This window comes from Actinoplanes sp. NPDC024001 (assembly GCF_040638955.1).
Classification (GTDB): Bacteria; Actinomycetota; Actinomycetes; order Mycobacteriales; family Micromonosporaceae; genus Actinoplanes.
Window position 1 is genome coordinate 1 of the sequence record NZ_JBEZZB010000078.1, and the last position, 23,854, is coordinate 23,854.

Annotated in this window: 18 protein-coding genes and 1 pseudogene; 12 read left to right on the forward strand and 7 right to left on the reverse strand. The window is 73.1% G+C overall.

Annotated features, from left to right (window positions below; all coding sequences use genetic code 11):
* From AB0F81_RS27830 to AB0F81_RS27845, 4 genes are all read left to right on the forward strand, one after another.
* The coding region (locus AB0F81_RS27830; RefSeq protein ID WP_360201858.1) for a hypothetical protein at positions 1-1,014 on the forward strand (1,014 nt) is incomplete at its 5' end.
* The gene (locus AB0F81_RS27835; RefSeq protein WP_360201860.1) at positions 1,011-2,837 is read left to right on the forward strand and encodes a TOMM precursor leader peptide-binding protein; all 1,827 of its coding nucleotides are present in this window, start codon (positions 1,011-1,013) and stop codon (positions 2,835-2,837) included. The genes AB0F81_RS27830 and AB0F81_RS27835, both read left to right, overlap by 4 nt.
* A 20-nt stretch (positions 2,838-2,857) precedes the next feature.
* Positions 2,858-5,395, forward strand: a complete 2,538-nt coding sequence (locus AB0F81_RS27840) for a SagB family peptide dehydrogenase (protein WP_360201862.1) — start codon at positions 2,858-2,860, stop codon at positions 5,393-5,395.
* A complete protein-coding gene (locus AB0F81_RS27845; RefSeq protein ID WP_360201864.1) occupies positions 5,361-6,377 on the forward strand; it encodes a thiopeptide-type bacteriocin biosynthesis protein in 1,017 nt (338 codons plus the stop codon). Before AB0F81_RS27840 ends, AB0F81_RS27845 begins: the two co-directional genes overlap by 35 nt.
* Positions 6,378-6,397: 20 nt before the next feature.
* On the opposite strand, the gene AB0F81_RS27850 is transcribed toward AB0F81_RS27845, so the two are convergent.
* Positions 6,398-7,189 carry a DUF5937 family protein gene (locus AB0F81_RS27850; protein WP_360201866.1) on the reverse strand — a complete coding sequence of 264 codons (792 nt, stop codon included), beginning with the start codon at positions 7,187-7,189 and terminating at the stop codon, positions 6,398-6,400.
* A gap of 203 nt (positions 7,190-7,392) precedes the next feature.
* Here AB0F81_RS27850 and AB0F81_RS27855 point away from each other — a divergent pair.
* Positions 7,393-7,965 (forward strand): annotated as a pseudogene (locus AB0F81_RS27855) (dihydrofolate reductase family protein); the annotation flags it as partial.
* A 112-nt stretch (positions 7,966-8,077) separates the two neighbouring features.
* Here AB0F81_RS27855 and AB0F81_RS27860 read toward each other — a convergent pair.
* Entirely contained in the window at positions 8,078-8,533 is a 456-nt protein-coding gene (locus AB0F81_RS27860; RefSeq protein ID WP_360201868.1) for a DUF6069 family protein, read from the reverse strand.
* 104 nt (positions 8,534-8,637) lie between these two features.
* Between AB0F81_RS27860 and AB0F81_RS27865 the strand changes: the two genes are divergently transcribed.
* A complete protein-coding gene (locus AB0F81_RS27865) occupies positions 8,638-9,075 on the forward strand; it encodes a MarR family transcriptional regulator (protein ID WP_360201870.1) in 438 nt (145 codons plus the stop codon).
* 27 nt (positions 9,076-9,102) lie between these two features.
* Here the strand turns inward: AB0F81_RS27865 and AB0F81_RS27870 are convergent, their stop codons facing one another.
* Together AB0F81_RS27870 and AB0F81_RS27875 are read right to left on the reverse strand one after the other, a co-directional pair.
* Positions 9,103-10,143, reverse strand: coding sequence for a LacI family DNA-binding transcriptional regulator (locus tag AB0F81_RS27870; protein WP_360201872.1), 1,041 nt, complete (start codon positions 10,141-10,143; stop codon positions 9,103-9,105).
* 39 nt (positions 10,144-10,182) lie between these two features.
* Complete coding sequence (locus AB0F81_RS27875; RefSeq protein WP_360201874.1) at positions 10,183-11,220, reverse strand: LacI family DNA-binding transcriptional regulator; 1,038 nt, start codon at positions 11,218-11,220, stop codon at positions 10,183-10,185.
* 270 nt (positions 11,221-11,490) lie between these two features.
* On the opposite strand from AB0F81_RS27875, the gene AB0F81_RS27880 reads away from it, so the two are divergent.
* Genes AB0F81_RS27880 through AB0F81_RS27905 form a run of 6 tightly spaced genes read left to right on the forward strand, consistent with a single transcriptional unit; the run spans position 11,491 to position 21,533 of the window.
* On the forward strand, positions 11,491-12,426 hold the full coding sequence (locus AB0F81_RS27880) for a sugar ABC transporter permease (RefSeq protein ID WP_360201876.1): 936 nt from the start codon (positions 11,491-11,493) through the stop codon (positions 12,424-12,426).
* Complete coding sequence (locus AB0F81_RS27885) at positions 12,423-13,244, forward strand: carbohydrate ABC transporter permease (protein WP_360201878.1); 822 nt, start codon at positions 12,423-12,425, stop codon at positions 13,242-13,244. Before AB0F81_RS27880 ends, AB0F81_RS27885 begins: the two co-directional genes overlap by 4 nt.
* Positions 13,241-15,892: a family 78 glycoside hydrolase catalytic domain gene (locus AB0F81_RS27890; RefSeq protein ID WP_360201880.1), complete on the forward strand. Its 2,652-nt coding sequence runs from the start codon at positions 13,241-13,243 to the stop codon at positions 15,890-15,892. The genes AB0F81_RS27885 and AB0F81_RS27890 overlap by 4 nt, the downstream gene beginning before the upstream one ends.
* Before the next feature lie 24 nt (positions 15,893-15,916).
* A complete protein-coding gene (locus AB0F81_RS27895) occupies positions 15,917-17,191 on the forward strand; it encodes an extracellular solute-binding protein (protein ID WP_360201882.1) in 1,275 nt (424 codons plus the stop codon).
* A complete protein-coding gene (locus AB0F81_RS27900) occupies positions 17,188-20,289 on the forward strand; it encodes a family 78 glycoside hydrolase catalytic domain (protein WP_360201884.1) in 3,102 nt (1,033 codons plus the stop codon). The genes AB0F81_RS27895 and AB0F81_RS27900 overlap by 4 nt, the downstream gene beginning before the upstream one ends.
* Before the next feature lie 50 nt (positions 20,290-20,339).
* Complete coding sequence (locus tag AB0F81_RS27905) at positions 20,340-21,533, forward strand: glycoside hydrolase family 1 protein (protein ID WP_360201886.1); 1,194 nt, start codon at positions 20,340-20,342, stop codon at positions 21,531-21,533.
* A 3-nt stretch (positions 21,534-21,536) separates the two neighbouring features.
* Here the strand turns inward: AB0F81_RS27905 and AB0F81_RS27910 are convergent, their stop codons facing one another.
* From AB0F81_RS27910 to AB0F81_RS27920, 3 genes are read right to left on the reverse strand one after another with little or no spacing between them, the layout of a single operon-like run.
* Complete coding sequence (locus AB0F81_RS27910) at positions 21,537-22,433, reverse strand: alpha/beta hydrolase (protein WP_360201888.1); 897 nt, start codon at positions 22,431-22,433, stop codon at positions 21,537-21,539.
* 39 nt (positions 22,434-22,472) lie between these two features.
* A complete protein-coding gene (locus tag AB0F81_RS27915; protein ID WP_360201890.1) occupies positions 22,473-23,288 on the reverse strand; it encodes a cytochrome c biogenesis CcdA family protein in 816 nt (271 codons plus the stop codon).
* Entirely contained in the window at positions 23,289-23,834 is a 546-nt protein-coding gene (locus tag AB0F81_RS27920; RefSeq protein WP_360201923.1) for a redoxin domain-containing protein, read from the reverse strand. It lies immediately after the preceding gene.
* Positions 23,835-23,854: the final 20 nt, after the last annotated feature.

The window sequence follows — 23,854 nt, forward strand, 5'->3', positions numbered from 1 at the left end:
GCGGCGCCGGCGACACCGGCCGCCGGACCGTTCGCGGCAGTGCTGGGCAGCATGGCGGCCGAGCGCCTGATCCGTGCGGTGGCGGGCCTGCCCGATCCGGGCGCGCCGGCCGACGGATGGCCGACGGTCCTGGTCGTGCGGGCCGCACCGCTCGCGGCCGGATTCCAGCCGTGGCTGCTGGACGGACCGCCGCACGCCGGCATCCCGGCGGGCGACAACGGCGCCGAGCAGACGCTGCGGCGGATCAGCGCGCTGTGCGACGGCGACCTCGGTGTCCTGCCCGCGGCACGGTACGAGGATCTGCCGCAGATCCCGGCCGCCCTGGCGGTCTGCGACCGCGACGGCCGGATCTCGGTGGGCACCGGCGCCACGACCGGCGCGGCCCGGGTCGACGCGGTGCTGCGCTGCGCGGGGCGGGCGCTCGATCCGCACGGCGCGGGACGGCTGGCCGTCGGCCTCAGCGACCAGCACGCCGCCGGGATGCTGCTGCGGCGGGTCGCGTACCGGGTGGCCGGCCGCGCCGCGGTCACCGCCGGCGAGCCTGGCTGGCGTGACGACCCGGCCGCCCGGCGCTGGTGGTCGGCGTTCGCCGGCGGCGGCGACCCTGGCTGGCGTGACGACCCGGCCGCCCGGCGTTGGTGGTCGGCGCTCTCTGCCGGCTACGGGATGGCGGCCGGCGGCGTCGTGGCCCGGGTAGCCGGCGGCGTCTTCGTGGCCCGGATCGAGGCGTACGGACGCGAGCTGGGCTGGGCGGTGGAGAGCACCGCGGGAACCGCGATGGCGGTGGCCGCGCAGCGGGCCGTCGCCGTCCGTCAAGCTCAGCCGGCCGGTGCCGGCGACGACCCGGACACGCAGGCCGGCGCAGCACCGGGATCAGCAGGGGAGGCCGTCCTGCAGGACGCACTGCGCCGCATCGTCCCGCCCGCACAGTGGCCGCGACCGGCCCGAACCCCAGCCGGGGACCTTCGGACGGCGTTGTCCACCGCCGGCTTCGCCGTCCAGGAAACGCCATGATCGCGGCAGGGGAGCGGACCGGCCGCGTCGAGGTGGTCGCGCTCGCCGACTGGACCGCGGACTCGCTCGCCGAACTCGGCCGCCGGGCGATCACCGAACGGCGCGAGATCCTGCCGGTACGCCAGGACGGCGCACTTCTCCTGGTCGGCCCGCTGATCGGCGGTGCCGGGGCGGGCTGCGCGAACTGCGCCGAACGGGCCCGGCTGCGGCAGCTGGCCCTGCCCGGCGACCCGGCCGCCACGACGTTCGGCGGGCCGCTCCCGCCGGCGTTCCGGCCGGTGGTGGCAGCTCTGGCCGCGGCGGCGGTGGACGACCCGCAGACGGCCGCGCGGACCGTGTGGAGCATCGACGCGGCCGGTGGCACCGTCGCGGCGAATCGCTACGTCACCGTCCCGGACTGCCCGGACTGCGGGCGGATGGGCACGGACGGACCCGCCCAGGCCAGGATCACCCCGGCTCCGCGGCCGGTGCCGGGACCGGGGCAGTGGCGGCAGGACAACCCGGCCACCGCGGGGGACCGGCTCGCCGCGGCGCTGCTCGACGGAGCGCTCGGCCCGGTCGTCCGGCTGCGGCACGCCGACGGGCTGCCGCTGCCGCTGGCGTCCGCGCTCATCGGGGCCGGCGGAATCCTCGATCACGGCTACGGCCGGGGCGAGACCGTGCAGGAGGCCCGGCGTACGGCGCTGTTCGAGGCCGTCGAGCGGCAACTCGGGATGCGGCCGCACCGGCGCCGCACCGTCCTGCGGGCGTCGTTCGCCGAGCTCGGCGCGGACCGGGCGGTGGATCCGGCCACCCTGGGGCTGCAGGATCCGCGGTACGCCGGGCATCCGGCGTCCCGGCTCACCCCGTACCGGCCGGACCTGCGGACCCGCTGGGTGCACGGGTGGTCGCTCACCCGGCAGCGGGCGGTGGCGGTGCCGGAGCACGTCGCCTACTACGGCGTCGAGGCCACCGCGGACGCGCCGCACTTCCTCTACGAGTGCTCGAACGGCTGCGGCCTGGGCAACAGCGTCGAGGAGGCCGTCCTCTACGGGCTGTTCGAGGTCGTCGAACGCGACGCCTTCCTGATGGCCTGGTACGCCGAGACCCCGCTGCGCCGGGTCGCGATCCCCGGCGGCGACACCCTCACCGGGCACCTGCGCGACCACCTCGGCCAGGCCGGCTACGACCTGCTGCTGTTCGACGCCACCAACGACCTGGGCGTACCGGTGGTGCTCTCGCTCGCGCTGCGGCGCGAGCCGGACCCGGCGGCGCCGAGCGCCTACTTCGCCGCGGCCGCGCACCCGGACCCGCGGATCGCGGTCCGCTCCGCGGCGGTCGAGGCGGCGGTCGGCCTGTTCGCCGGTGCGGTGCAGCGGCACGAGGAGACGGTCCTCGACCGCGCCCGCGCGCTGCGCATGCTGGCCGATCCCACCGAGGTCCGCGACCTGGAGGACCACGTCCGGCTGTACACCATGGCGGAGGCCCGGCCCCGGTACGCGTTCCTGCTCGAGGGTTCCGCCCCGGCCGCCTGGCGCCGCCTGTGGCCGGGGCGGCCGCCACCCGTCACCGACCTCACCACCCTGCTGACCGCGCTGGTGAACCGGCTCGGCGCGCTCGGCCTGGAGACGATCGTGGTCGACCAGACCGATCCGGGGCTGCGGCACCGGCTCGGCCTGCACGCCGCCAAGGTGATCGTGCCGGGCACGCTGCCGATGACCTTCGGCCACGTGCATCACCGCACGCTCGGCCTGCCGCGCCTGCTGGAGGTGCCGCACCGGCTCGGTCGCGGGCCGGTCCGCGCGTACGCCGACCTGCCGTTGCACCCGCACCCCTTCCCCTGACCCTCGCGACGGGAGGCGTGATGCCACCCGGGGACGCCTCGATCCGGCCGCGGATGCGGCGCGACACGGTGCTGCACCGGCTGCCCGGCGCGGTGCTGGTCCGTACCGGCGGTGACACCCTTCGGCTGGCCGGGCCGGACGCGTACCGGCTGCTGAGCCGGCTGCGGCCGTACCTCACCGGCGAGCATTCGCTGGGCGACATCTGCGCCGGGGTCCGCGACGGGCAACGGGCGGCGGTCGCCGCCCTGATCCACGCGCTGATCGCCGGCGGCGCGGTCATCGACACGGGCCCGCCGGCCGGCCCGGATTTCCGGTCCCAGCAGGAGTACCTGGCTCATCTCGGCGGCGCTCCGGCGTTCCCGGCATGGCGCCGGGCCCGGATCCTGGTGAGCGGCGACGGGCCGATCGGGCAGGCCGCGCGGGCGGTCCTGGCAGCCAACGGCGCCGGCCACCCGGAGGCGTCCCCGCCCGGCGGGGCCCGGCGGCCCGGCCCTGACGCGGTGCTGTACTGCGCCGGCCGGGCCGATCCCGCGGAGATCACCGCGCTGGTCCGTGCGGCCCGTTCGGGTGGGCCGCCGCTGCTGACCGCGGCCGTGGTCGACGGCTGGGCGGTCCTCGGGCCGGTGACCCGCCCGGGCCCGGCCGGCTGCTGGTGGTGCGCGGTGGCGCGGCTCGGCCTCGATCCGGCACGGCCCGCGGACGCGGCCGGGGCGCTGACCGCCACCGTGGCCCGGATGCTCGGCGGCGCGCTCGCCTACGACGCGTTCCGGCTGCTCACCGGGATCCTGCCGGCGGATCCGGAACGGCCCGCCGTGGCGCAACAGCTGCGTACCCTGCGGACGCTGCGGATCCCTGCGGCCGACGGGTGCCCGGTGTGCCGCGCCGGGGCAGCGGCGGACCCGGCGCCCGCGCTCGCCGCCCCGGCGGTCACGACGATCCGGCTGGTCGCCGACCTGCCCCCGGCACCGGCCGACGGTCCGCACGCCCTGGTCGCCGGGTACGCGGCCGCCATGCACCGCCTGGTCCGCAGCCGGCCGGAGCCCCCCGGCTTCCGCCCCGACTGGACGGACCGGCCCGCCACGTACACGCCGTACCCGCAAGCCCCGTTCCTGCCGCTGCCGGAGCACGCGCCGGGCGGGCAGCGGCCGTTCGGCGCCGGCCCCGGCGCCGAACAGGGGCGCTGCACGCTGCCGGTGCTGAGCTGGCTCCTGCGCCTGTCCTACGGTCTGCTCTCGCGGCGGCTGCGCATCGACTCGATCCGTTCGGGCGCACTCGACGAGTACCCGACCGCCGACTGGCGCCGCGGCGCGATCAGCGGCGGTGGCCTCTACCCGCTGGAGATCTACTGGGCGGCCGGCAAGGACGGCCCGGTCCCGCCCGGCGTCTACCACTACGCCCCCGCGCACCACGGCCTGGAACGGCTGTCGGCGGCCGATCCCACCGACCGGATCCGCGCGGCCCTCCGGGATCCCGGCAGCGCCGCCACCAGCCACTTCCTGCTGATCTCGCACCGGTTCTGGCGCAACGCGTTCAAGTACGCCAGCCTCGGCTACCACCTCGGCACCCTTGACGCCGGCGCGCTGCTGGGCACTCTCGACCAGCTGGGCGCCGCGCTCGATCTGCCGGTACGCCGGCTGCTGTGGTTCGACGACAGGATGATCGAAAACGTGCTGGGCGCCGACCCGGCCGACGAGGGCGTCCTGGCGGTCGTGCCCCTGCCGTGGCGGCCCACGCCGCCGTCCTTCGCGCCCGGCGACCCGCCGCCGGTCACCCGGCCCCCGGCCGATGAACGCTCCCGGACAGTGCTGCGGTTCGCCTGGGCCGCCCAGGTGCACCGCGCCACGATGCTCGGCGCCCTGCCAGCACCCGACCCGGCCGGGGAACCACCGGCGACGGTCACCGCGGCCGTGGGCGCGGGAATCGCCCTGTCCGAGCCGGCCGGCCCGTGGCCCGCCGAGCCGGTCGGTGAGCTCCTGCCCCGGCGGCGCTCCAGCTTCGGGCAGTTCGCCGGGACGGCCCTCGGGACGGATCAGCTCGGCGCGCTGCTGCGGCTGACCACCAGAGCCGGTGGGTACCGCGGCGACACGGTGCCCGATCGCGCGCGTACCGGATGGACCCGCCTGTCGGTGCTGGCCAATCACGTCGCGGGCCTGCCCGCCGGCGGCTACCGGTACGAGCCGTCGACCGCGACGCTGCACCCGGCCGGCCCCGGCCGGGACTGGGCCGGCGTGCTCGCCGCCGTCGGCGCCGACCTGACCAACTACGACCTGGGCGCGACCGCGGCGGTGCTGGTCATCTCCGGGCGGCCGGACGCCATGCTGCGCGCCTACGGCCCGCGCGGGTATCGGCTGCTCAACGCCGAGGTCGGCACCGTCGCGCAAGCCGGCTGTCTGGCCGCGGCCGCGATCGGCGTCGGCTGCGGCGCCGTGCTGAACCTGGACCACCCGGCCGTCGACGACGTGCTCGGTTTTCCCGGCACCGACGAACGCTCGGTGCTCTGCCTGCTGATCGGAGGTGAGCGGGATGGCGGCGCCGATTTCGTCCACCACCTCCGCTGAACGCACGGACTGGCTGAGCCTGCACGCCTTCTACGCCGCGGACGAGGACCGGCTCCTGGTCGACGGTGTCGCACCACTGATCCGGTCCCTGCGCGAGCGCCGGCTGATCGAGCGGTACTTCTTCATCCGCTACTGGCTGGAGGGGCCGCACGTACGGCTGCGCCTGCGGCCCGCGGCCGGCGTGGCCGCCGACGACCTGGCGGCCGAGGTGGAGACGCGGATCGCGGCCTACCTGGCCCGGCACCCGTCCGCTGATCCGGTCCTGCCGCGGCAGGACACCTACCGTTCGATGTTCCTCGCCGAGTACGGCCAGGCGTCCTGGGACCGGCGGTACGGCCGGGACGGTCACATGCCGGTGCGGCACAACAACACCGTGCGGCGCGAGGAGTACGCCCCGGAGTATGAGCGCTACGGCGGGCCGGCCGGGATCGAGCTGGCCGAGTGGCATTTCGAGGTGTCCAGCGACCTCGTCCTGCGGCTGCTCGCCGACCGCAGCCCGCAGCGCCGCGCCCGCCTCGGGCTGTCCGCGCAGCTCGGGCTCATTCTGTGTCTCACGTTCCTCGGCGACGACGCCCGGGCCGCCGCCTTCCTGGACGGGTACCGGGACTTCTGGGCGAACGCCTACGGGCCCGCCGGCGCCGACCTGAGCCGGATGTCCGGGGCCGCCTCGCTGACCCACGCCGGTCCGCTGCGCCGCCGGGCCGAGCAGATCCGGGCGACGCTGCGGGCCGCCGGACCGGATCAGCCGGCGCCGGGCGGATGGCTGACGCACTGCCGGCTGCTGCGGCAGCAGGTTGCCGCGCTGACCGCCGCCGGCGAGCTGGAACCCCCACCGGGCGCGCCCGCCGGCGCGCTGCCGGAGCGGCTCCTGCACTCCTACCTGCACATGACCAACAACCGGCTCGGCGTCGGCGTGCTCGAGGAGGCGTACCTGGCCGGCCTGCTGCGCACGGTTCTGACCGGCGCCGGCGGCGCACCGTGAGAACCCCTGATCAGCGGCCGTCACGGTCCGGAGGCGGCCGCGGTGAGCAGCCGGTCGCCCAGATCGGTCCGTGAGTAGAGCACCTGCCGGCCCGCCCGGCGGGAGGTGAGCAGTCCGGCGGCGCGCAGGGCCTGCAGGTGCACGCTGAGCGTCGGCGCGGACAGCGCCATCTGGGTGGCGGCCTGGCTCGTGGACATCGGCAGGTCGAGCTGGGCCATCAGCGCGGCCCGGGTGGACCCGAGGACACCGGCGAGCGCCGACCCGCCGGTGCTCGCCGGTGTCCCCTCCCAGAGCCGGCCCAGCCCGCGCGGGGAGTAGGAGACGCTGGCCGGCTCCGGCTGCGCGGTTCGCACCAGCACGTCCGGCCAGGCGAAGGCACAGGGTACGAGCATCAGCCCGCGCCCGCCGCAATCGGCGTGGCCCTCGTAGTACTTGACGATCCGCAGGGTCTGGTCGGCGAAGGTGACCGACGGGTGCAGGTCGTTCATCATCCGGTCGGCGCCGCCGTCGGCGAGGGTTTCGAGCCGGTGGGCGATGTCGTCGTTGAGCAGCGCGTCGATCCGCGGCCAGTCGGGCGCGATCGCGACCCGGTGGTAGGCGTCGAGGGCCTCGGTGACCGGCCCGAGCCCGGCGTCCGGCCGGTCGACCAGTGCCTGGAGCAGGGCTCGCCGCTGCTCCCGGCCGGGTCCCCGCTGGGCGAGCCGGTGGGTTGCCAGGTGGGCGAGTTCCCGGGCCACCGTTTCCGGATCGGTGCGGGTGAGCTCCGTGAGGGAGCCGGCGAAGGTGGCGGTCCGGCGGCCTGGCGGCAGCATCAGGAAGTCGGGGATGTAGCCCTCGGGACGGACCAGGGCCCGCAGCAGGTCGAGGTCGCGCTCGCGGAGTCGGGCCGCGCGGGCGCCGAACCGGTCGATCCAGGGTCCGTGCAGGTGGCGGGGCTGAGCCTAATCGTGGGTGGCGGCGGGAGGCCACACCAGACTGAGGACATCCACCACGGATCACCGAAAGGACCAGGCCCATGCGTACGCTGATCTACACCGCCTTCGTCTCGCTCGACGGTGTCGTCGACTCGCCCGGGGGCGGCGCCCCGTCGGAGAATCACCGCAGCGGCGGTTGGGTCTTCAAGGACCTGGAGTTCCGGCCGGAGGCGTACGAGATCAAGGGCCGGGAGGCCGAGGAGGCCGCCGCGTTGATGTTCGGCCGGACCAGCTACCAGGCGTTCTCGCCGCTGTGGCCGGACATGGAGGACTTCGCCTCGGTCAAGGACCTGCCGAAGTACGTCGTCTCGACCACCCTCGACGAGGGCGACCTCGTCGATAACTGGGGCGAGATCACCATCCTGCGCTCACTGGACTACGTTGCGAGGCTCAAGGAGACCGACGGCGGCCCGATCGTCGTCCACGGCAGCGCCACGCTGGCCCGTACCCTGTCCGACGCCAGCCTGATCGACCGCTACCACCTGCTGGTCTTCCCGGTGCTGCTCGGCGCCGGCAAGCGAATGTTCAGCGACACCGACAGGGCGAAGCAGATGCTGACGGTCGTCGAGTCGCAGACGTATGCCAACGGCATCACGAAGCTGGTGTACGACGTCGTCCACCGAGCTGGAGGCCGGCGCTGCGTTGCGGTCGAACGGCGGCGGGGCCGGCGAGTTCGGCATCGTTACGACCTGCCGGCCGCCACCTCGCTCGTAGCTGGGGGCGCCGTCAGCCGGCCGACGGGCTCGGCGTGCGGCGGGGGCTCGTGCGCCGAAGGCCCGGGATCAGCACGGCCGCGACCGCGACGTGCGTGAGGGCCAGCACCACCTTGCTGCCGCCGGACGTCTGCACACCGGCGAAGGGCACGAACGACACCGCCAGGACCACCAGTGCCGCGATCGTCCAGATGGCGAGGGCGCGGGCGGTGATCCGCTCCAGGACGGCGAGGGCCGCCCAGCCGAGCAGGCTGGAGGCCAGCGCCACGAAGGTGATCTCGGCCGCCCCCAGGTCCATGGCGGGTTGCCCGGGGGAGACCACCACCAGGTCGTGGCCGAGCAGTGGCTCGCCGATCACCCAGACCAGGACGGTCGCGAGCACCGCGCCGGCGACCACGAGCATGCGGCTCCCGGCTCTGGCGAACCGTGCCGTCGGCCGGCTCGGCGCCACATCGGTGGACATCGTCATGGAGCACCTCCTTGAGGAAGTCAATAGTTGAGGAAGTCAACCTTTCCGGCAGCGTAGCAGATACTTGGGAAACTCAACTATCGAGAACCCGTATCATTGGCGCCATGAGTGCGCAGGACCAGGTGGTCACCGAGCTGGCCGATCTGGTCTTCCAGGTCGCGGGCCGGCTCCGGCAGGGCTTCAACGCGATCGCGGCCGAGCTGGACCTGCCGCCCGCCCAGGCCCTCGCCCTGGTCAACCTGCGCGGCCCGGCCCCGATGCGCGACCTCGCCGATGTGCTCGCCTGCGACGCCTCCAACGTGACCGGGATCGTCGACGGGCTGGAGCGCCGTGGCCTGGTCACCCGCCGCACCGACCCGGCCGACCGGCGGGTCAAGCATCTCGTCCTGACCGAGGAGGGGCAGCGCCGCCGCGATCTGCTGGGCAGCGCGGCGCACCTCCGGGCCGCCGCGCTGTTCAACGTGCCGGAGGCGGACCGCCGTCAGTTGCGCGATCTGCTCGCGGCTGTCGCCGATCCGAGCGGCGACACCCGCGACCGGTAGCCGCGGAGGGCGGCCGGGTCGCCGAGGTCAGCCGGCTGTTTCGATGGCCGCGGTGGTGCGCCGAACGACGAGGGTGGGGGACAGCTTCACCTGGGCGGTGCGGCGGTCGCGCTGGCCGATGCGCTCGACGAGCAGCCGGGCGGCGTTGGCGCCCATCTGGCGGCCGTCCTGGTCGACGCTGGTGAGCGAGATCGGCCCGAACGCGGCGAGGGCGCTGTTGTCGTATCCGGCGACCGAGATGTCGCCGGGCACGGACAGGCCGGCCTCGGCGATCGCCTCCATCGCGCCGAGGGCGACGACGTCGGCGCCGGCGAAGATCGCGGTGGGCCGCACCGGGCGTTCGAGCAGCTGCTTGGCGCCCAGATATCCGCCGGCCTGGGTGTAGGTGGTCGACGCGATGTCGATCTCGGACTCCAGCCCGTGGGCGATCATCGCCTCCCGGTAGCCGTAGGCGCGTTGCGCGTTGGGCATCTCGGCGAGCCGGACCCGGTCGGTCTCGTGGTGTTCGATGTGCGCGATGCGGCGGTGGCCGAGCTCGGCCAGGTGCTCGACGACCAGCGCGGCGCCGAGGATGTCGTCGTCGGTGACGCTGTCGTAGGCGGGGGAGGAGCCGTGCCGGCCGACGACCACGGTGGGCACGGCGCGGGCGATCTCGTTGAGCCGGCTCTTGGCCGACACCGGGGCGATCAGGACCAGGCCGTCCATGCTCCGGTCGATCATCGCCTCGATGACCCTGGCCTCGGCCTTCTCGCCGTTGCAGCCGGGCGCCAGCAGGACCTGGTAGTCGCTGTCGCCGAGCTGGGCGGTGATGCCGTCGAGGATGTCGGCGAAGAACAGGTTGCGCAGCTCCGGCAGCATCACGCCGATGGTGTACGTCTGCCCGCGCAGCCCCCGGGCGGCGGCGGACGGACGGTAGCCGAGTTCGGCGATCGCCTGCTGCACCTTGGCGCGCATGGCCGGGCTGGCGCCGTACGCGTTGCGAAGGACCTTGGAGACGGCCGTGGTGGACACCTGGGCGTGACGCGCGACGTCGACGATGGTCACGCGTCGGGGCGCGGGCTTGTGCACCTGGTCTCCTCTACGGCGGGGTTCAGCAAAGAGTACTGATCAGCGCGGCGGCGCGGTCGTGCCCCGTAGGACCGGGGTGGGGGCCGACCTGACCTGCGTGGCCGGGCGGCCGGGAGCGGCGATGCGGTCGAGCAGCAGCCGGGCGGCGGTGACGCCGACGTGGTGCCCGTCCTGGTCCACGGTCGTCAGCGAGATCGTCCGGAAGCCGGCCAGGGTGATGTTGTCGTATCCGGCCACGGAGATGTCGCCGGGCACGGACAGCCCGGCTTCGGTGAGGGCGTCGAGCACGCCCAGAGCGGCGACGTCGGCGCCCGCGAAGATCGCGGTGGGCGGGGTACGACGGGCGAGCAGGAGCTGAGCGCCGTGGTAGCCGCCGTCGCGGGTATAGGTGGTGGCGGCGACGTCGATGTGGCCGGCGAGGCCGTGCCGGCGCATGGCGTGCCGGTAGCCGTCGGCGCGCAGCGCGTTGGGCATCTCGGCCAGCCGGACCGGATCGGTCTCCCGGTGCTCGATGTGGGCGATACGGCGGTGCCCCAGTGCGACGAGGTGGTCGACGACCAGTGCGGCGCCGGCGAAGTCGTCGTCGTTGACGGTGTCGTAGCGCGACGACCGGCTGTGGCGGCCGATCACCACGGTCGGCACGGCCTGCGCGACGTGATCGAGACGGGCGGGGGAGGAGACGGGCGCGATCAGGATGAGGCCGTCCATGCTGCGGTCGATCATCGCCTCGGTGACCCGGGCCTCGCTCGCCGCGTCGTCGCAGCCGGATGTCATGAACAGCTGGTACTCGGTGCCGTCGAGGTGCTCGGCGACGCCGTCGAGGATGTCGGCGAAGAACGGGTTCCGGACGTCGGGCAGCATCACGCCGAGCGTGTGGGTGCGCCCGCGCAGCGCGCGGGCGGCGGCCGAGGGCCGATAGCCGAGCTGGTCGACGGCGGCGCGGACCCGGCTGCGCATCTGCGGGCTGGTGCCGTAGGCGTTGCGCAGCACCTTCGACACCGCGGTCGTCGACACGCCCGCGTGCCGGGCCACGTCCACGATCGTCACCCTTCGGGCGGTTGCCGGGTGTTGGGGCATGCGCTCTCCCTGGCTAGTGAAACGTTACCCACCATAGAGATCAACATGGCGTCGCGGAAGCGGCCGCCGCCGGGCCGGTCGCTGTCGAGGAAGCGCGGAGATTCGTGGCGGTGGACCCCTTGACGCTGTTCGGCACCCGCTCGTAAGGTCGGCGAAACATTTGGAAAACGTTACCCACATCACTCCGGCGCCGTGGTGGCTGCCTCGACACGGCGTCGAAGCGGCAGCCGTCCACCTGGTTATGAAACGATTCAGCAAGGTGGGTTCCCCGTGACAACCGAACTTCACGATCGACTATCCGGCCGCACCACGGTCGCGGTCCGGTCCCGCCGCCGGCGGCCCGCCGCGCCGCCCTGGTGGTTCATGCTCCCCGCGCTGCTGCTGTTCGCCTTCGTCGTGCTGGTCCCCAGCGCCCGGGGCGTCTACTACGCCTTCACCGACTGGGACGGCCTCGACCCGGCCTTCGCCTTCATCGGCCTGGACAACTTCACCGCCATCGCCGACGACCCGGACGCGCTGCAGGCCATCTGGCACACGCTGCTGATCGCGGTCGCGATCACGATCATCCAGAACGGCATCGGCCTGCTGCTGGCCCTCGGCGTCAACACGATGATCAAGAGCCGGAACTTCCTGCGTGCGCTGCTGTTCGCCCCCGCCGTGGTCACCCCGATCGTCACCGCCTACCTGTGGCGCAACCTGCTCGGCCCGGACGGCGCGGTCAACAGCCTGCTCAGCGCCGTCGGGCTGGACTCCTGGCGACAGAACTGGCTCGGCGACCCCGACCTCGCCCTCTGGATGATCGTCCTGGTCGTGGTCTGGCAGTTCGCCGGCTACTCGATGGTGATCTTCCTGGCCGGGCTGCAATCGGTGCCCAGGGAGATCTACGAGGCCGCCGCCATCGACGGCAGCGGCCCGGTCCGGCGCTTCTGGTCGATCGTCCGGCCGCTGCTCGCGCCGGCCATCACGATCAACCTGATGCTGTCGATCATCGGCGGGATCAAACTCTTCGACCAGGTGTACGCGCTGACCGGCGGCGGCCCCGGCCACGCCACCGACACCATCTCCACCCTGATCTACAAGGACGCGTTCACCCTCGGCGAGTTCGGCTACAGCATCGCCCTCGCCGTCGTGCTGACCGCCATCGTCGCGGTCGCCTCCGCCGGCCAGTACGCCGTCCTGTCCCGCAACGAGAAGGCGGCGTCATGAACCGCTACACCGGCCGCACCCTGGCCCTGGAAGTCGTCATGATCGCGATCGCCGTGGTGTTCGCGTTCCCGGTCTACGTGCTGGTCAACCTGGCGGTCCGGGCGCCGTCGGACACCTCGTCGCCGATCAGTCCCACCACCTCACCCACCCTGGCCAACTTCGCCCAGGCATGGCAGGAGGGCGGCCTCGGCGGCGCCCTGATCAACAGCGTCGTGGTCACCGCGGTCAGCGTGCTGATCGTGCTCACCGTGTCCTCGCTGGCCGCGTACCCGCTGGCCCGCTCCACCGCGCACTGGTCCCGCGGCGCCTTCCTGCTGATCATGCTCGGGCTGATCCTGCCGTTCCAGCTGGCCGCCCTGCCGCTCTACCAGACCATCCGCGACCTGGGACTGCTCGGCTCGGTCTGGTCGCTGGTGCTGTTCTACTCCGGCCTGCAGGTGCCGTTCACCACGTTCCTCTACGTCGGCTTCCTGCGCGCGCTGCCCCGGGACTTCGAGGAGGCCGCCACCATCGACGGCTGCGGCCCGCTGACCGCCTTCCGCTACGTCATCCTGCCGATGCTCAAGCCCATCACGGTCACCGCGCTGGTGCTCAACACGGTCAGCGTCTGGAACGACTTCTTCACCCCGCTGCTCTACCTGTCCGGCAGCGACCAGCAGACCATGCCGGTCGCGGTCGCCGGATTCGTCGGCCAGTTCGTCAGCGACTGGAACCTCATCTTCGCCGCCCTGCTGATCAGCATCGTGCCGGTCCTCGCCGTCTACCTGGCCCTGCAGCGCAGCATCATCAACGGATTCGCCGGAGGGCTCAAGGGATGAACCCCTACCGCTTGCAGACCGAGCAGCGCACCGAACCCCTCGGGCTCGGCGAGACCCGGCCCCGGCTGTCGTGGAAACTGCGCTCCGAGCGGCGCGGGGCGGCGCAGAGCGCGTACCGCATCGTCGCCGCCGAACGCGCCGGCGACCTGGACGATCCCGGCCGGCTGGTGTGGGACAGCGGCCGCCGCGACAGCGGCGAGACGCTGCTGATCGCCTGGGACGGACCGGCCCTGCGCTCGGCCACCCGCTACCACTGGCGGGTCGAGGTGTGGGACGAGACCGGCGAGAAGAGCCGGGCACAGAGCTGGTTCGAGACCGGCCTGCTGCACCGCGACGACTGGACAGCGGTGTGGATCGGCCAGGACCCGGTGGCCCTGCCCCTGGTCGACCCGCCGACCGACGAGGACCTGGTCGCACCCGGGCCGCAGGAGGCGCCGCTGCGGCTGCGGCACACCTTCGCGCTGCCGCGGCGCCCGGTCCGGGCCCGGCTCTACGCCACCGCCCGCGGCGTCTACGAGCCGCGTCTCAACGGCGACCGCGTCGGCGACCGGGAACTCGCGCCGGGCTGGACCGAGTACCACCACCGGCTGCAGTACCAGACCTACGACGTCACCGACCGGGTGCGCGCCGGCGACAACACCATCGAGGCGCTCGTCGCCGACGGCTGGTGGAGCGGCTACGTCGGCTTCGATCCGCGCCGCCCGGCCCGCCACTACGGCGACGCGCCCGCCTTCCTCGCCCAGCTGGTGCTGGACTTCGCCGACGGCTCGCGGCGCGTCGTCGCCACCGGCGGTGACTGGACCGAGAGCGACGGCCCGATCCGCTCCGCGGACCTGATGATGGGCCAGTACGTCGACGCCCGCCGCACCGCCTCGCCCCCGCGGCCGGTCGCGGTGCTCGACACCGAGCCCGGCCCGCTGGTCGCCGAACCGGACGAGCCGATCCGGGTGGTCGCCGAGCTGCCGGCCGTCACCGTGGACCGGCGCGGACCGCACCGGTTCGTCGTCGACTTCGGGCAGAACCTCGTCGGGCGGGTGCGCCTGCGCGTCCGCGACGCCGCGGCCGGGCAGCGGATCGTGCTGCGCCACGCCGAGGTGCTGACCGACGGCGAGCTCTACACCGACAACCTGCGCCGGGCCGCCGCCACCGACACCTACGTCAGCGCCGGCGCCGATACCGAGGTCTTCGAGCCGCAGTTCACCTTCCACGGCTTCCGGTACGCCGAGATCACCGGCTATCCCGGCGAGCTCACCCCCGGCGACGTGACCGCCCGGGTCCTGCACAGCGACACCCCGTGGACCGGCAGCTTCGAATGCTCGGACCCGGTGGTCAACCAGCTGCACGCCAACATCGGCTGGGGGCAGCGCGGCAACTTCGTCGCGGTGCCCACCGACTGCCCGCAACGCGACGAACGGCTCGGCTGGCTCGCCGACGCCCAGGTGTTCGCGCCGACCGCCACCCGCAACGCCGACGTCGCCGCGTTCTTCGCCCGGTGGATGCGCGACGTCGTCGAGGGCCAGAACGCCGACGGCGCCTTCCGCGACGTCGCCCCGATCATCGCGTTCGAGCGGGAGGGCGCCCCGGCCTGGGGTGACGGCGGCGTCATCATCCCGTGGCTGCTGTGGCGCACCTACGGCGACCGGCGGACGCTGGAACGCTGCTTCGGCGCGATGACCGCGTGGGTGCAGCACATCCGGCGGCACAACCCGGACCTGATCTGGCAGCACCGCACCGGCAACTCCTACGGCGACTGGCTGCAGGTCGACGCCGAGACGCCACGCGACGTGCTCGCCACTGCGTACTTCGCGCGCAGCACGGAGATCGTCGCGGCGGCCGCCGAGGTGCTGGGCCGGCCGTCCGGCGAGTGGGCGGCGCTGCACGCCGCGATCAAGCGGGCCTTCGTCGACGCGTTCGTCGGTGACGACGGCAGTGTCAAGGGCGCGACGCAGACCTCGTACCTCTTGGCCCTGGGTTTCGATCTTCTCCCGGAGCACCTCGTCGAGCCGGCCGTCGGCCACCTGGCCGCCGACATCGAGAACCGCGGCAACCGGCTGACCACCGGGTTCGTCGGGGTGCCGCTGCTGTGCCCGGTGCTCGCCGAGCACGGCCGCGCCGATCTGGCCTACGCGCTGCTGCACCAGGACGAGTTCCCGTCCTGGGGATATTCGATCCGGCACGGCGCCACCACGATCTGGGAGCGCTGGGACGGCTGGACCGATCACGGCGGCTTCCAGTCGGCCGCGATGAACTCGTTCAACCACTACAGCCTCGGCAGCGTGGGCGACTGGCTCTACGGCCGGGTCGCGGGCATCGACCAGACGGCCTCCTCGGTCGCCCACTCCGAGCTGCTGCTGCGCCCCACCCCGGGCGGGCGCCTGACCTGGGCACGCGCCGAGCAGGAGACCGCCCGGGGCCTGGTCGCCTGCGGCTGGGCGATCGAGGACGACCGGATCACCGTGACCGCCACGGTGCCGCCGGGCTGCGCCGCCGCACTGCACATTCCGACCGCCGACCCCGGCAGCGTGCGCGAGAACGACGTGCCCGCCGCCGAGACACCCGGGGTCCTCCGGGCCGGGACCTCCACCGCCGGGCTCACCCTGCGGCTGACGTCCGGCCGCTACACCTTCACCGCCTCCACCCCCGTCTGATCGATCTCCACCGTGGGAGAAACCATGCGCACACGCCACCTGACGGCCGTCGCCGCCGCCATGACCGCCGCCACCCTGCTGGCCGCCTGCTCCAGCGGCACCAACTCGGGCTCCGGCTCCGGCGGCGACGGTGACGACAAGACCCTCACCATCGCCTCGGTCGACCAGGGCTCGATCGAGAAGGTCGTCGAGGCGTTCAAGGCCGCCAACCCCGGCATCACCGTCAACCTGACCACCAGCGGCGCCGACCAGTACCAGCAGCAGATCCGGACCCAGCTGTCGTCGGGCACGGCCCCCGACGTGATGACGGTGTGGCCGGGCAACGGCAACCCCGGCGCCACCTATGTGATCGCCAAGCCCGGCTACCTGCTCGACCTGTCCGACCAGGAGTGGGCCGGCAGGCTGCCGGAGGCGTTCCAGAAGGTCGCCCAGTACGAGGGCAAGACCTACAACGCGGTGTTCGGCCTCAACGGCATCGGCGCCGTCTACAACGACGCGGCGATGAGCAAGGCCGGCCTCACCGCGCCGGGTACGTGGACCGAGCTGCTCGCCTTCTGCAAGGCTGCCGCCGGCAAGGGCACCCCGGCGTTCGCGCTCGGCATCCAGGACAACTGGGTCACGCAGATCGCCCTGTACGCCCTGACGGCCACCACCGTCTACAGCAAGGACCAGGACTTCGACACCAAGATGGCCGCCGGCCAGGCCACCTTCGCCGGGTCGCCGTGGACCACCGCGATGGCCAAGTACCAGGAGATGGACGCGGCCGGCTGCTTCCAGAAGGACCCGCTCGGCACCAGTTACGAGGCCAGCCAGACCCTGGCCGCCACCGGCAAGACGCTCGGCATCATCCAGGGCAACTGGATCGTCGGGCTGCTCAAGCAGAAGAACCCGGACGGCACGTTCACGATGAAGGCGCTGCCGGCCACCGACAACCCGGCCGAGTTCATCATGCCGGCGGCCGCCGGAGCCGGGTACGGCGTCAACGCCAAGGCCAAGAACCGGGAACTCGCCCTCAAGTTCGTCAACTACGTGATGTCCCCGGCGGGCATGAAGCTCTTCACCGAGGCGCAGGGCAGCCTGCCGACCCTGCCGGACGCCGGCACCACCGTCGACCCGGGCCTGACCGAGTTGACCACGTACGTCAAGGACAACCGCACTGTTCCCTTCATGGACCAGCTCTGGCCCAACGCGAAGGTCCAGCAGACCATGCTCAGCGGCCTGCAGGAGGTCTTCAGCAAGCAGGCCACGGCTGACGAGGTGCTCAAGGACATGGACACCGACTACAAGGCGGGATCGTGAAACGACGCACAGCTCTCGGACTGTCCCTTGCCATCCCTTCCGCGACCTTGCTGACCGGCAGCCCTGCCGAAGCCACCGGCCCTGGCCTTCGCGTCGTCGGGCTGCGGGTCGACGGCCGACCCGATCGGCCGCTCGGCCTCGACGCGCCGAACCCGGTGCTGAGCTGGCGGTTCGCCGAGACGCGAGCGACCGCCGCGGACCGGCAGACCGCCTACCAGATCCGCGTCCACGACGCCGCGCGGGGCCGGCTGCTCTGGGACTCCGGCAAGGTCGACTCCGCGGTCCAGTCCGGCGTCCGCTACGGCGGCAAGCCGCTCACCTCCCGGCAACGGGTGAGCTGGCAGGTCCGCGCCTGGGACGCGAACCGGCACGCCACCGGCTGGAGCGCACCGTCGGCCTGGGAGATGGGCCTGCTCGAGCAGGCTGACTGGGGCGCCGCCCGGTGGATCGAGTACCCGGGCCGCGCCGAGACCCAGCCGATGCCGATCTTCGCCCGGCAGTTCAGCGTCGACCCGCGCCGCCGTGTCACCCGGGCGCGCCTCTACCTCTCCGGGGTCGGCATGCACCTGGCCACCCTCAACGGGCGTGGCCTGACCGACGAGGTGCTCGCGCCCGGATACTCCAACTATCAGCTCTCCAGCGAGTACCGGGTCTACGACATCACCGGTGAGCTGCGCCGGGGCGCCAACACCGTCGGGGTACGCCTGGGCAACGGGCCCGCCTACGTACGGCGCAGCGTCACCAACCCGGCCGTGGGGCGGACCGCGCCGTACTCGTGGTGGCAGAGCCAGCTCAAGGGCAGCGGCACGCTCACCGCTGACGCCGAGGCCGGCGCCACGACGGTCACGCTGAGCGCCGTCACCGGATACCACGTCGGCGGCACGATCAACGTCGACACCGGCGCCGGCGGCGACAACCTGGAGTCCCGGGTCATCACCGCGATCGGCGCCGACACCATCACCTTCACCCCGGGGCTGTCGAAGCCGCACCCGGCCGGTGTCACGGTCACCGGCTCCGGCAACAACATCGCCGCCAGCGACCCCAGCGCCGGGGCAGCCGTCACCCCCCGCTTCATCGCGCGCCTCGAGATCTCGTACGCCGACGGCCGGGAAACCGTGATCGTCAGCGACCGTGAGTGGCGCGCCGCGCTCGGCCCGCTGATCACCGACGCCTGGTACTCCGGCTCGGACTTCGACGCGCGCCGCGAGCAGCCCGGCTGGGACCGGCCCGGAGCGGACCTGTCGGCCGCCGCGAAGCGGCGCGACGGCACCCCCACCGGGTGGATCGCCGCCGGCATCGCGCCGCCGCCGAACCTGGCCACCAAGCTCGTTGCGCGGACCGCACCGCCGATCACCATCGCCGACCGGTACGAACCGGTGACGATCACCAACCCGGTGCCGGGCACCTGGGTGTTCGACTTCGGTCAGAACATCGTCGGCCTGCCCGAACTGCGGGTGACGGGCCTGCCGGCCGGCACCACGATCCGCGTCTCACCGGCCGAGTCCCTGGCGGCGGACGGCACCGTGGACCAGGCGTCGCTGCGGGGCGGAGGCGGCAGCCGGGGTGTCGACCTGTTCAACACCTACACCACCGCCGGGCTGCGCTCGGAGACCTGGCGGCCGGACTTCAACTACTTCGGCATGCAGTGGGTGCAGGTCACCGGCCTGCCCGACGGCTACGTGCCGACCAAGGAGACGGTCACCGGGCTGCGGGTGCAGGCCGACACCCCGCTCGCCGGCGCCGTGACCACCTCGAACGCGCGGGTCAACCGGCTGCACAAGATGGCCTGGTACTCGTTCGCCGGGAACATGATGAGCGTCTTCACCGACTGCCCGGGCCGGGAGAAGCTGTCCTACCCGGCCGACTACACGATGCCGATGGGCTCGATCCACCGCAACTTCGACCTGGCCGCCTACCTGCGCACGCACGAACGGCACCTGGTCGAGGGGCAGTCGATCGCGGACACCCCGATGGCCGGCAACGTCGCCCTGAAGACCCCGGTCTACGACTGGGGCTACACCGGCCGCTTCGGCGACGAGATCAACTGGGGTAACGCGATCATCCTGGTCCCCGGGTTCCTGCGGCAGCTCTACGGCGACGTCGAGACGGCGGCCCGCTACTACGAGCCGATGGTGCGGTTCGCCGACTACATCGCGCGGCAGAAGGCGGTCGGCAACATCGTCGACGCGGCGCTGGCCGACTGGGTCTCCGCCGAGCCGGTCTCCGGCCGCATCACCGGCACCTGGGGCTATTACGTGATGATCACCGAGCTGGCCGAACTGGCCCGGCTGACCGGTCATCAGGCGGACGCCGCCAAGTACACGGCGCTGGCCGCCGACATCAAGACGGCGTTCCACAACGCGTTCTACAACACCACGCTGCGCCGCTACACCGCCGACGGCAACGCCGGCGCCACCGGCGCGTCCCAGACGGCGCAGGCGCTCGCGCTCGACGCCGGTCTGGTCCCCGCCTCGGAGCGCCAGGCGGTCCTGGACGCCCTGGTGGAGCTGATCTACGCGTTCCACCCGAACGGCGACGGGCCGCACTTCAGCGGCGGGACCATCGGCATGGCCCCGATCGTGCGGGCGCTGTCCGCCGGCGGCCGCGACGACGTGCTGTGGGAGCTGATCCACGAGGACGAGCAACCGAGTTACGGCTATTTCATGGAGTCCACCGTCGCGAACCCGGGCGGCATGACGACCATGGGGGAGCGGTGGACCCGCGGCGACTCCAAGAACCACATGATCCTCGCGCAGATCGAGGAGTGGTTCCACGCCGGCCTGGCCGGCATCCGTGCCGCCGACGGCGCCACCGCCTACCGCGAGCTGGTCATCCAGCCCAAGGTCGTCGGTGACCTGACGTACGTCAAGGGCCACTACGTCACTCCGCAGGGCACCGCCCGCTCGCAGTGGCGGCGCGACGGCAAACGGCTCACGCTGACGGTGACCGTCCCGCCGAACACCACCGCCACCGTGCACGTGCCGACGCTCGGCGGCCGGGTCACCGGCACCCCGCAGCGCGCGGCGTACCAGGGCACCGACGGCGGCTTCGCCGTCTACCGGGTGCCGTCCGGCACCTACACCTTCAGCACCCGATGACACCGGGCGCGGCCTCCTTCGGGAGGCCGCGCCCCTCCCTGGAGGCGGCAGTGCAGTTCCCCGACGGGTTCCTCTGGGGCTCGGCCACCTCGGCCCACCAGGTCGAAGGCGGCAACACCAACAACGACTGGTGGGACTTCGAACAGGACCCCGCATCGCTGGCGCGAGCGTCGTCCGGCGACGGCATCGACCATTTCCATCGGTACGCCGGCGACTTCGCGCTGCTGGCGTCTCTCGGGCACAACACCCACCGGCTGTCGATCGAGTGGTCGCGGGTGGAGCCGGTGCCCGGCGAGTTCAGCCGCGCCGCCGTCGAGCACTACCGGCGCGTGCTCACCGCGTTGCGGGACACCGGCATGACCGCGTTCGTCACGCTGCACCACTTCACCCTGCCGCGCTGGTTCGCGGCCCGGGGCGGCTGGCTCGCCCCCGGCGCGGTCGACGTGTTCGCCCGGTACTGCGCGCACGTCACCGCGTCGCTGGGTGAGCTGATGCCGTTCGTCTGCACGATCAACGAGCCGCAGATGGTCGCCCTGCACGGCTACCTCGAGGGCTACCACCCACCCGGCGTCACCAACCCGATGAAGTGGCGTCGCGCCGGCGAGGTGCTGCTCGACGCCCACTTCGCCGCGGTCCGCGCGGTCCGCGGCGGCAGCGATTGCCGCGTCGGTCTCGCGGTGCAGCTACCGCTGCTCGCACCCGCCGACGGCGCGCCGGAGACCGCCGGTTTCCGGGCGATCCGGTACGAGATCGTCGACCGCCACCTCGACAACCCGACCGGGCCCGACGCCGGTGACTGGCTGGGCGTGCAGTACTACCGCAAACAGTGGGTCGACCCGGCGTCGCCGGCCCTGTTCGTCCCGCCGCCACCGGGCACCCCGCTGACCCAGATGGGCTGGGCCGTGCACCCCGACGGCCTGCGCCAGATGCTGCACCGCGCCGCGCGGACCGGCCTGCCGCTCTACGTCACCGAGAACGGCATCGCCACCGAGGACGACACCGAACGCGTCGCCTACCTCACCAGCCACCTGGCGGCGCTCGCACAGGCCCGCGCGGAAGGCGTCGACGTGCGCGGTTACCTCCACTGGTCCGCGTTCGACAACTTCGAGTGGAGCGAAGGTTACCGGCCGAAGTTCGGTCTCATCGCGGTCGGTGACGACTTCAGCCGCATCCCCAAGCCCAGCGCGCACGCCTTCGCCCGCATCGCCCGCACCGGCCGCGTCGAGCGGCTCCCGGCGTACTGATCGTCATCCTGCTGCCGCGCCGGCCACAGCGGGGCCGGCGGCGGGTGTCAGCGGACAGCTGTTGCGGTATTGCCGGATGCCCGTCGAGTCGGCGAGCGGGCAGAGGAACGGCGTGAACCGGGTGTCGTCGTCGATGAAGATCTTGAACCAGGGGATCATGGTGCGCGCCAGCGTGGTGCTGGGCTGGCCGATGTAGTTGTGGCCCGCGCCGGTGATCTCGAGGTAGGCGCGCTCGGTGATGGCCGGGATGGTGGTGTACAGGCTGGTGAGCCGGGTCGGCGGGACCAGGGTGTCGTTCTGCATCGCGTAGATCAGGGTGGGGACCCGGTTGCCGGCCAGGGTGTTGGCGGGCAGATAGGGCGCGTTGCCGATCGCGGCCTGGAGCGACGGTCGCCGCAGGGCCGCGTCGAGCGCGCCGCCACCGCCCATGGAGTGGCCCGCGACGGCCAGCCGGCCGGCGTCGAGCCGGCCGCGGACCGGGCTGCGCTGGGTGAGGTAGTCCAGCGCCGTGAGCAGTTGGGTGCCGCGGCTGGCGGGGCTGTCGTTGAGGTTGGTGGTCTCGATGCCGAAGACGATGAACCCCTGGCTGGCCAGGCGGGGGCCGAGCCAGGCGATGCCGGCCCAGGTGCCGTTGAGGCCGGGGGAGAGGGCGATGCCGCCGAAGGTGCCCTGGCTGGTGTCGGTCGGGTAGTGGATGACGCCGCCGCCGAAGCCGTTGCCGCGCGGCACGCTGACCGAGGCGGTGGCGAACGGGCCGGTCACGGCTGCCACGCTCGCGGCGGTCGGTGCCGGGCCACGCTGGTAGGGGTTCGCGGCGGCCGGCGCGGGCTGCGGCGCCGCCACGGCGGCGACCAGGGCAGCGACGGCGGCGATCGCGGTGGTTAGCGGGCGTCTGGTCACGACGGTGAAGCGGTGCCGCGCGAAGGCTCGTGGCCGGCCTCAGCCGCGCCGCGAGCGTGCTCGCAGCAGGAGAGCGGCCCCGGCGGTGATCAGGAAGGCGGCGACGATCCACCCGGCGCCGACGGTGTCCAGCCAGGTCCCGGCCTGACCTGCCAGGTCCGCCACCGCGGTCACGATCGGGTCCCTGGCGTCGGCGCCGGCGAAGACGCGGATCTCGTACCAGCCGTAGTAGACGACATAGGCGCCGGCGAGGAGCAGCAACGCGCCGCTGATGCGGGAGACGTAGGGCAGGACGGCGCGGGTGCGGCGTACCACGGTTTCCTGCGCCATGGCGACGAGCATCGCCAGCAGGCCGACGACCAGGCCCATCCCGATCCCGTAGGCGACGAACGCGGCCAGCCCGGTCAGCAGGTCGCCGCTGCCGGAGACCAGGCCGGTGACGGCCAGGAACGGGGCGATCGTGCAGGACAGCGAGGCGATCGCGTACGAGGCGCCGTAGCCGTAGAGGCCCAGCAGTGAACCCGCCGGTCCGCCGGTGGTGAGCCGGGGGATCGGCACCTGCAGTTCGCGGCCGGACAGCAGCCAGCCGCCGAGCGCCACGAGACCGGCGCCGATCACGACGGTGACCCACGGGAGGTGCTGCTGGATCGGGGCCGTCACCGCTGCGATGGCCAGACCCGCCAGACCGAAGACCGTGACGAATCCGGCGGTCATCGCCGCCGACAGCCGCAACGCGCGCGGCACCCCTCCGGGGCCGGAGACGATCAGTACGAGGAATGACGGCAGCAGCGCGAAACCGCACGGGTTGAACGCCGCGAGCAGTCCCGCGGCGAGCGCCAGGGTCAGGTTGTCCATCTACCGCAGGTGCCGGTCGATCAGTGAGGTCAGCTCGGCTTCGTCGAGCGGCCCGGTCGCGGTCGCCGTGGTGCCGTCGGGGGCCATGAACAGGAACGACGACTGCGTGGTGACCCGGAAGTGCTTGTAGAGGGCGCCGCTGCGGTCATCGAGGTGGGGCAGGTTCCCGGTGCCGGTGCGGTCGACGAACGCGGTCATGGCGCGGGTGCTGTCGTCCAGGCCGGCGATGCCGACGACGGCCACCTCGTCCCGGTATGTCTGCGCGGCCTTGGCGACCGCGGGGCCCTCGGACACGCACTTGGGGCACCATGGCGCCCAGAACCAGAACACCACGGGCTTGCCGGTCAGGTCGGCGCCGGTGAACGGCGCCCCGTCGAGCGTCGTGGCGGTGAAGCGCAGGGCCGCCGGTGTGTCCGCGGCCGGTGCGGAGGCCGCGGGCGTGCCGGGGGTCGTGCTCGCGGCGACCGCCGGCGAGGGTGGGGTGGCGGTCGGCGTCTGCGCTGCGGGCCCGCAGGCCGCCAGCGCGAAGGTCGCGCGGTCAGGCAGAGGATGGCTCTCTTCACGCC

Excerpts from the sequence above, each read along its gene's own strand:
- AB0F81_RS27835 (WP_360201860.1), top strand. The coding sequence starts at position 1,011 with ATGATCGCGGCAGGGGAGCGGACCGGCCGCGTCGAGGTGGTCGCGCTC.
- AB0F81_RS27840 (WP_360201862.1), top strand. The coding sequence starts at position 2,858 with ATGCCACCCGGGGACGCCTCGATCCGGCCGCGGATGCGGCGCGACACG.
- AB0F81_RS27845 (WP_360201864.1), top strand. The coding sequence starts at position 5,361 with ATGGCGGCGCCGATTTCGTCCACCACCTCCGCTGAACGCACGGACTGG.
- AB0F81_RS27850 (WP_360201866.1), bottom strand. The coding sequence starts at position 7,189 with ATGCTGCCGCCAGGCCGCCGGACCGCCACCTTCGCCGGCTCCCTCACG.
- AB0F81_RS27860 (WP_360201868.1), bottom strand. The coding sequence starts at position 8,533 with ATGACGATGTCCACCGATGTGGCGCCGAGCCGGCCGACGGCACGGTTC.
- AB0F81_RS27865 (WP_360201870.1), top strand. The coding sequence starts at position 8,638 with ATGAGTGCGCAGGACCAGGTGGTCACCGAGCTGGCCGATCTGGTCTTC.
- AB0F81_RS27875 (WP_360201874.1), bottom strand. The coding sequence starts at position 11,220 with ATGCCCCAACACCCGGCAACCGCCCGAAGGGTGACGATCGTGGACGTG.
- AB0F81_RS27885 (WP_360201878.1), top strand. The coding sequence starts at position 12,423 with ATGAACCGCTACACCGGCCGCACCCTGGCCCTGGAAGTCGTCATGATC.
- AB0F81_RS27890 (WP_360201880.1), top strand. The coding sequence starts at position 13,241 with ATGAACCCCTACCGCTTGCAGACCGAGCAGCGCACCGAACCCCTCGGG.
- AB0F81_RS27895 (WP_360201882.1), top strand. The coding sequence starts at position 15,917 with ATGCGCACACGCCACCTGACGGCCGTCGCCGCCGCCATGACCGCCGCC.
- AB0F81_RS27915 (WP_360201890.1), bottom strand. The coding sequence starts at position 23,288 with ATGGACAACCTGACCCTGGCGCTCGCCGCGGGACTGCTCGCGGCGTTC.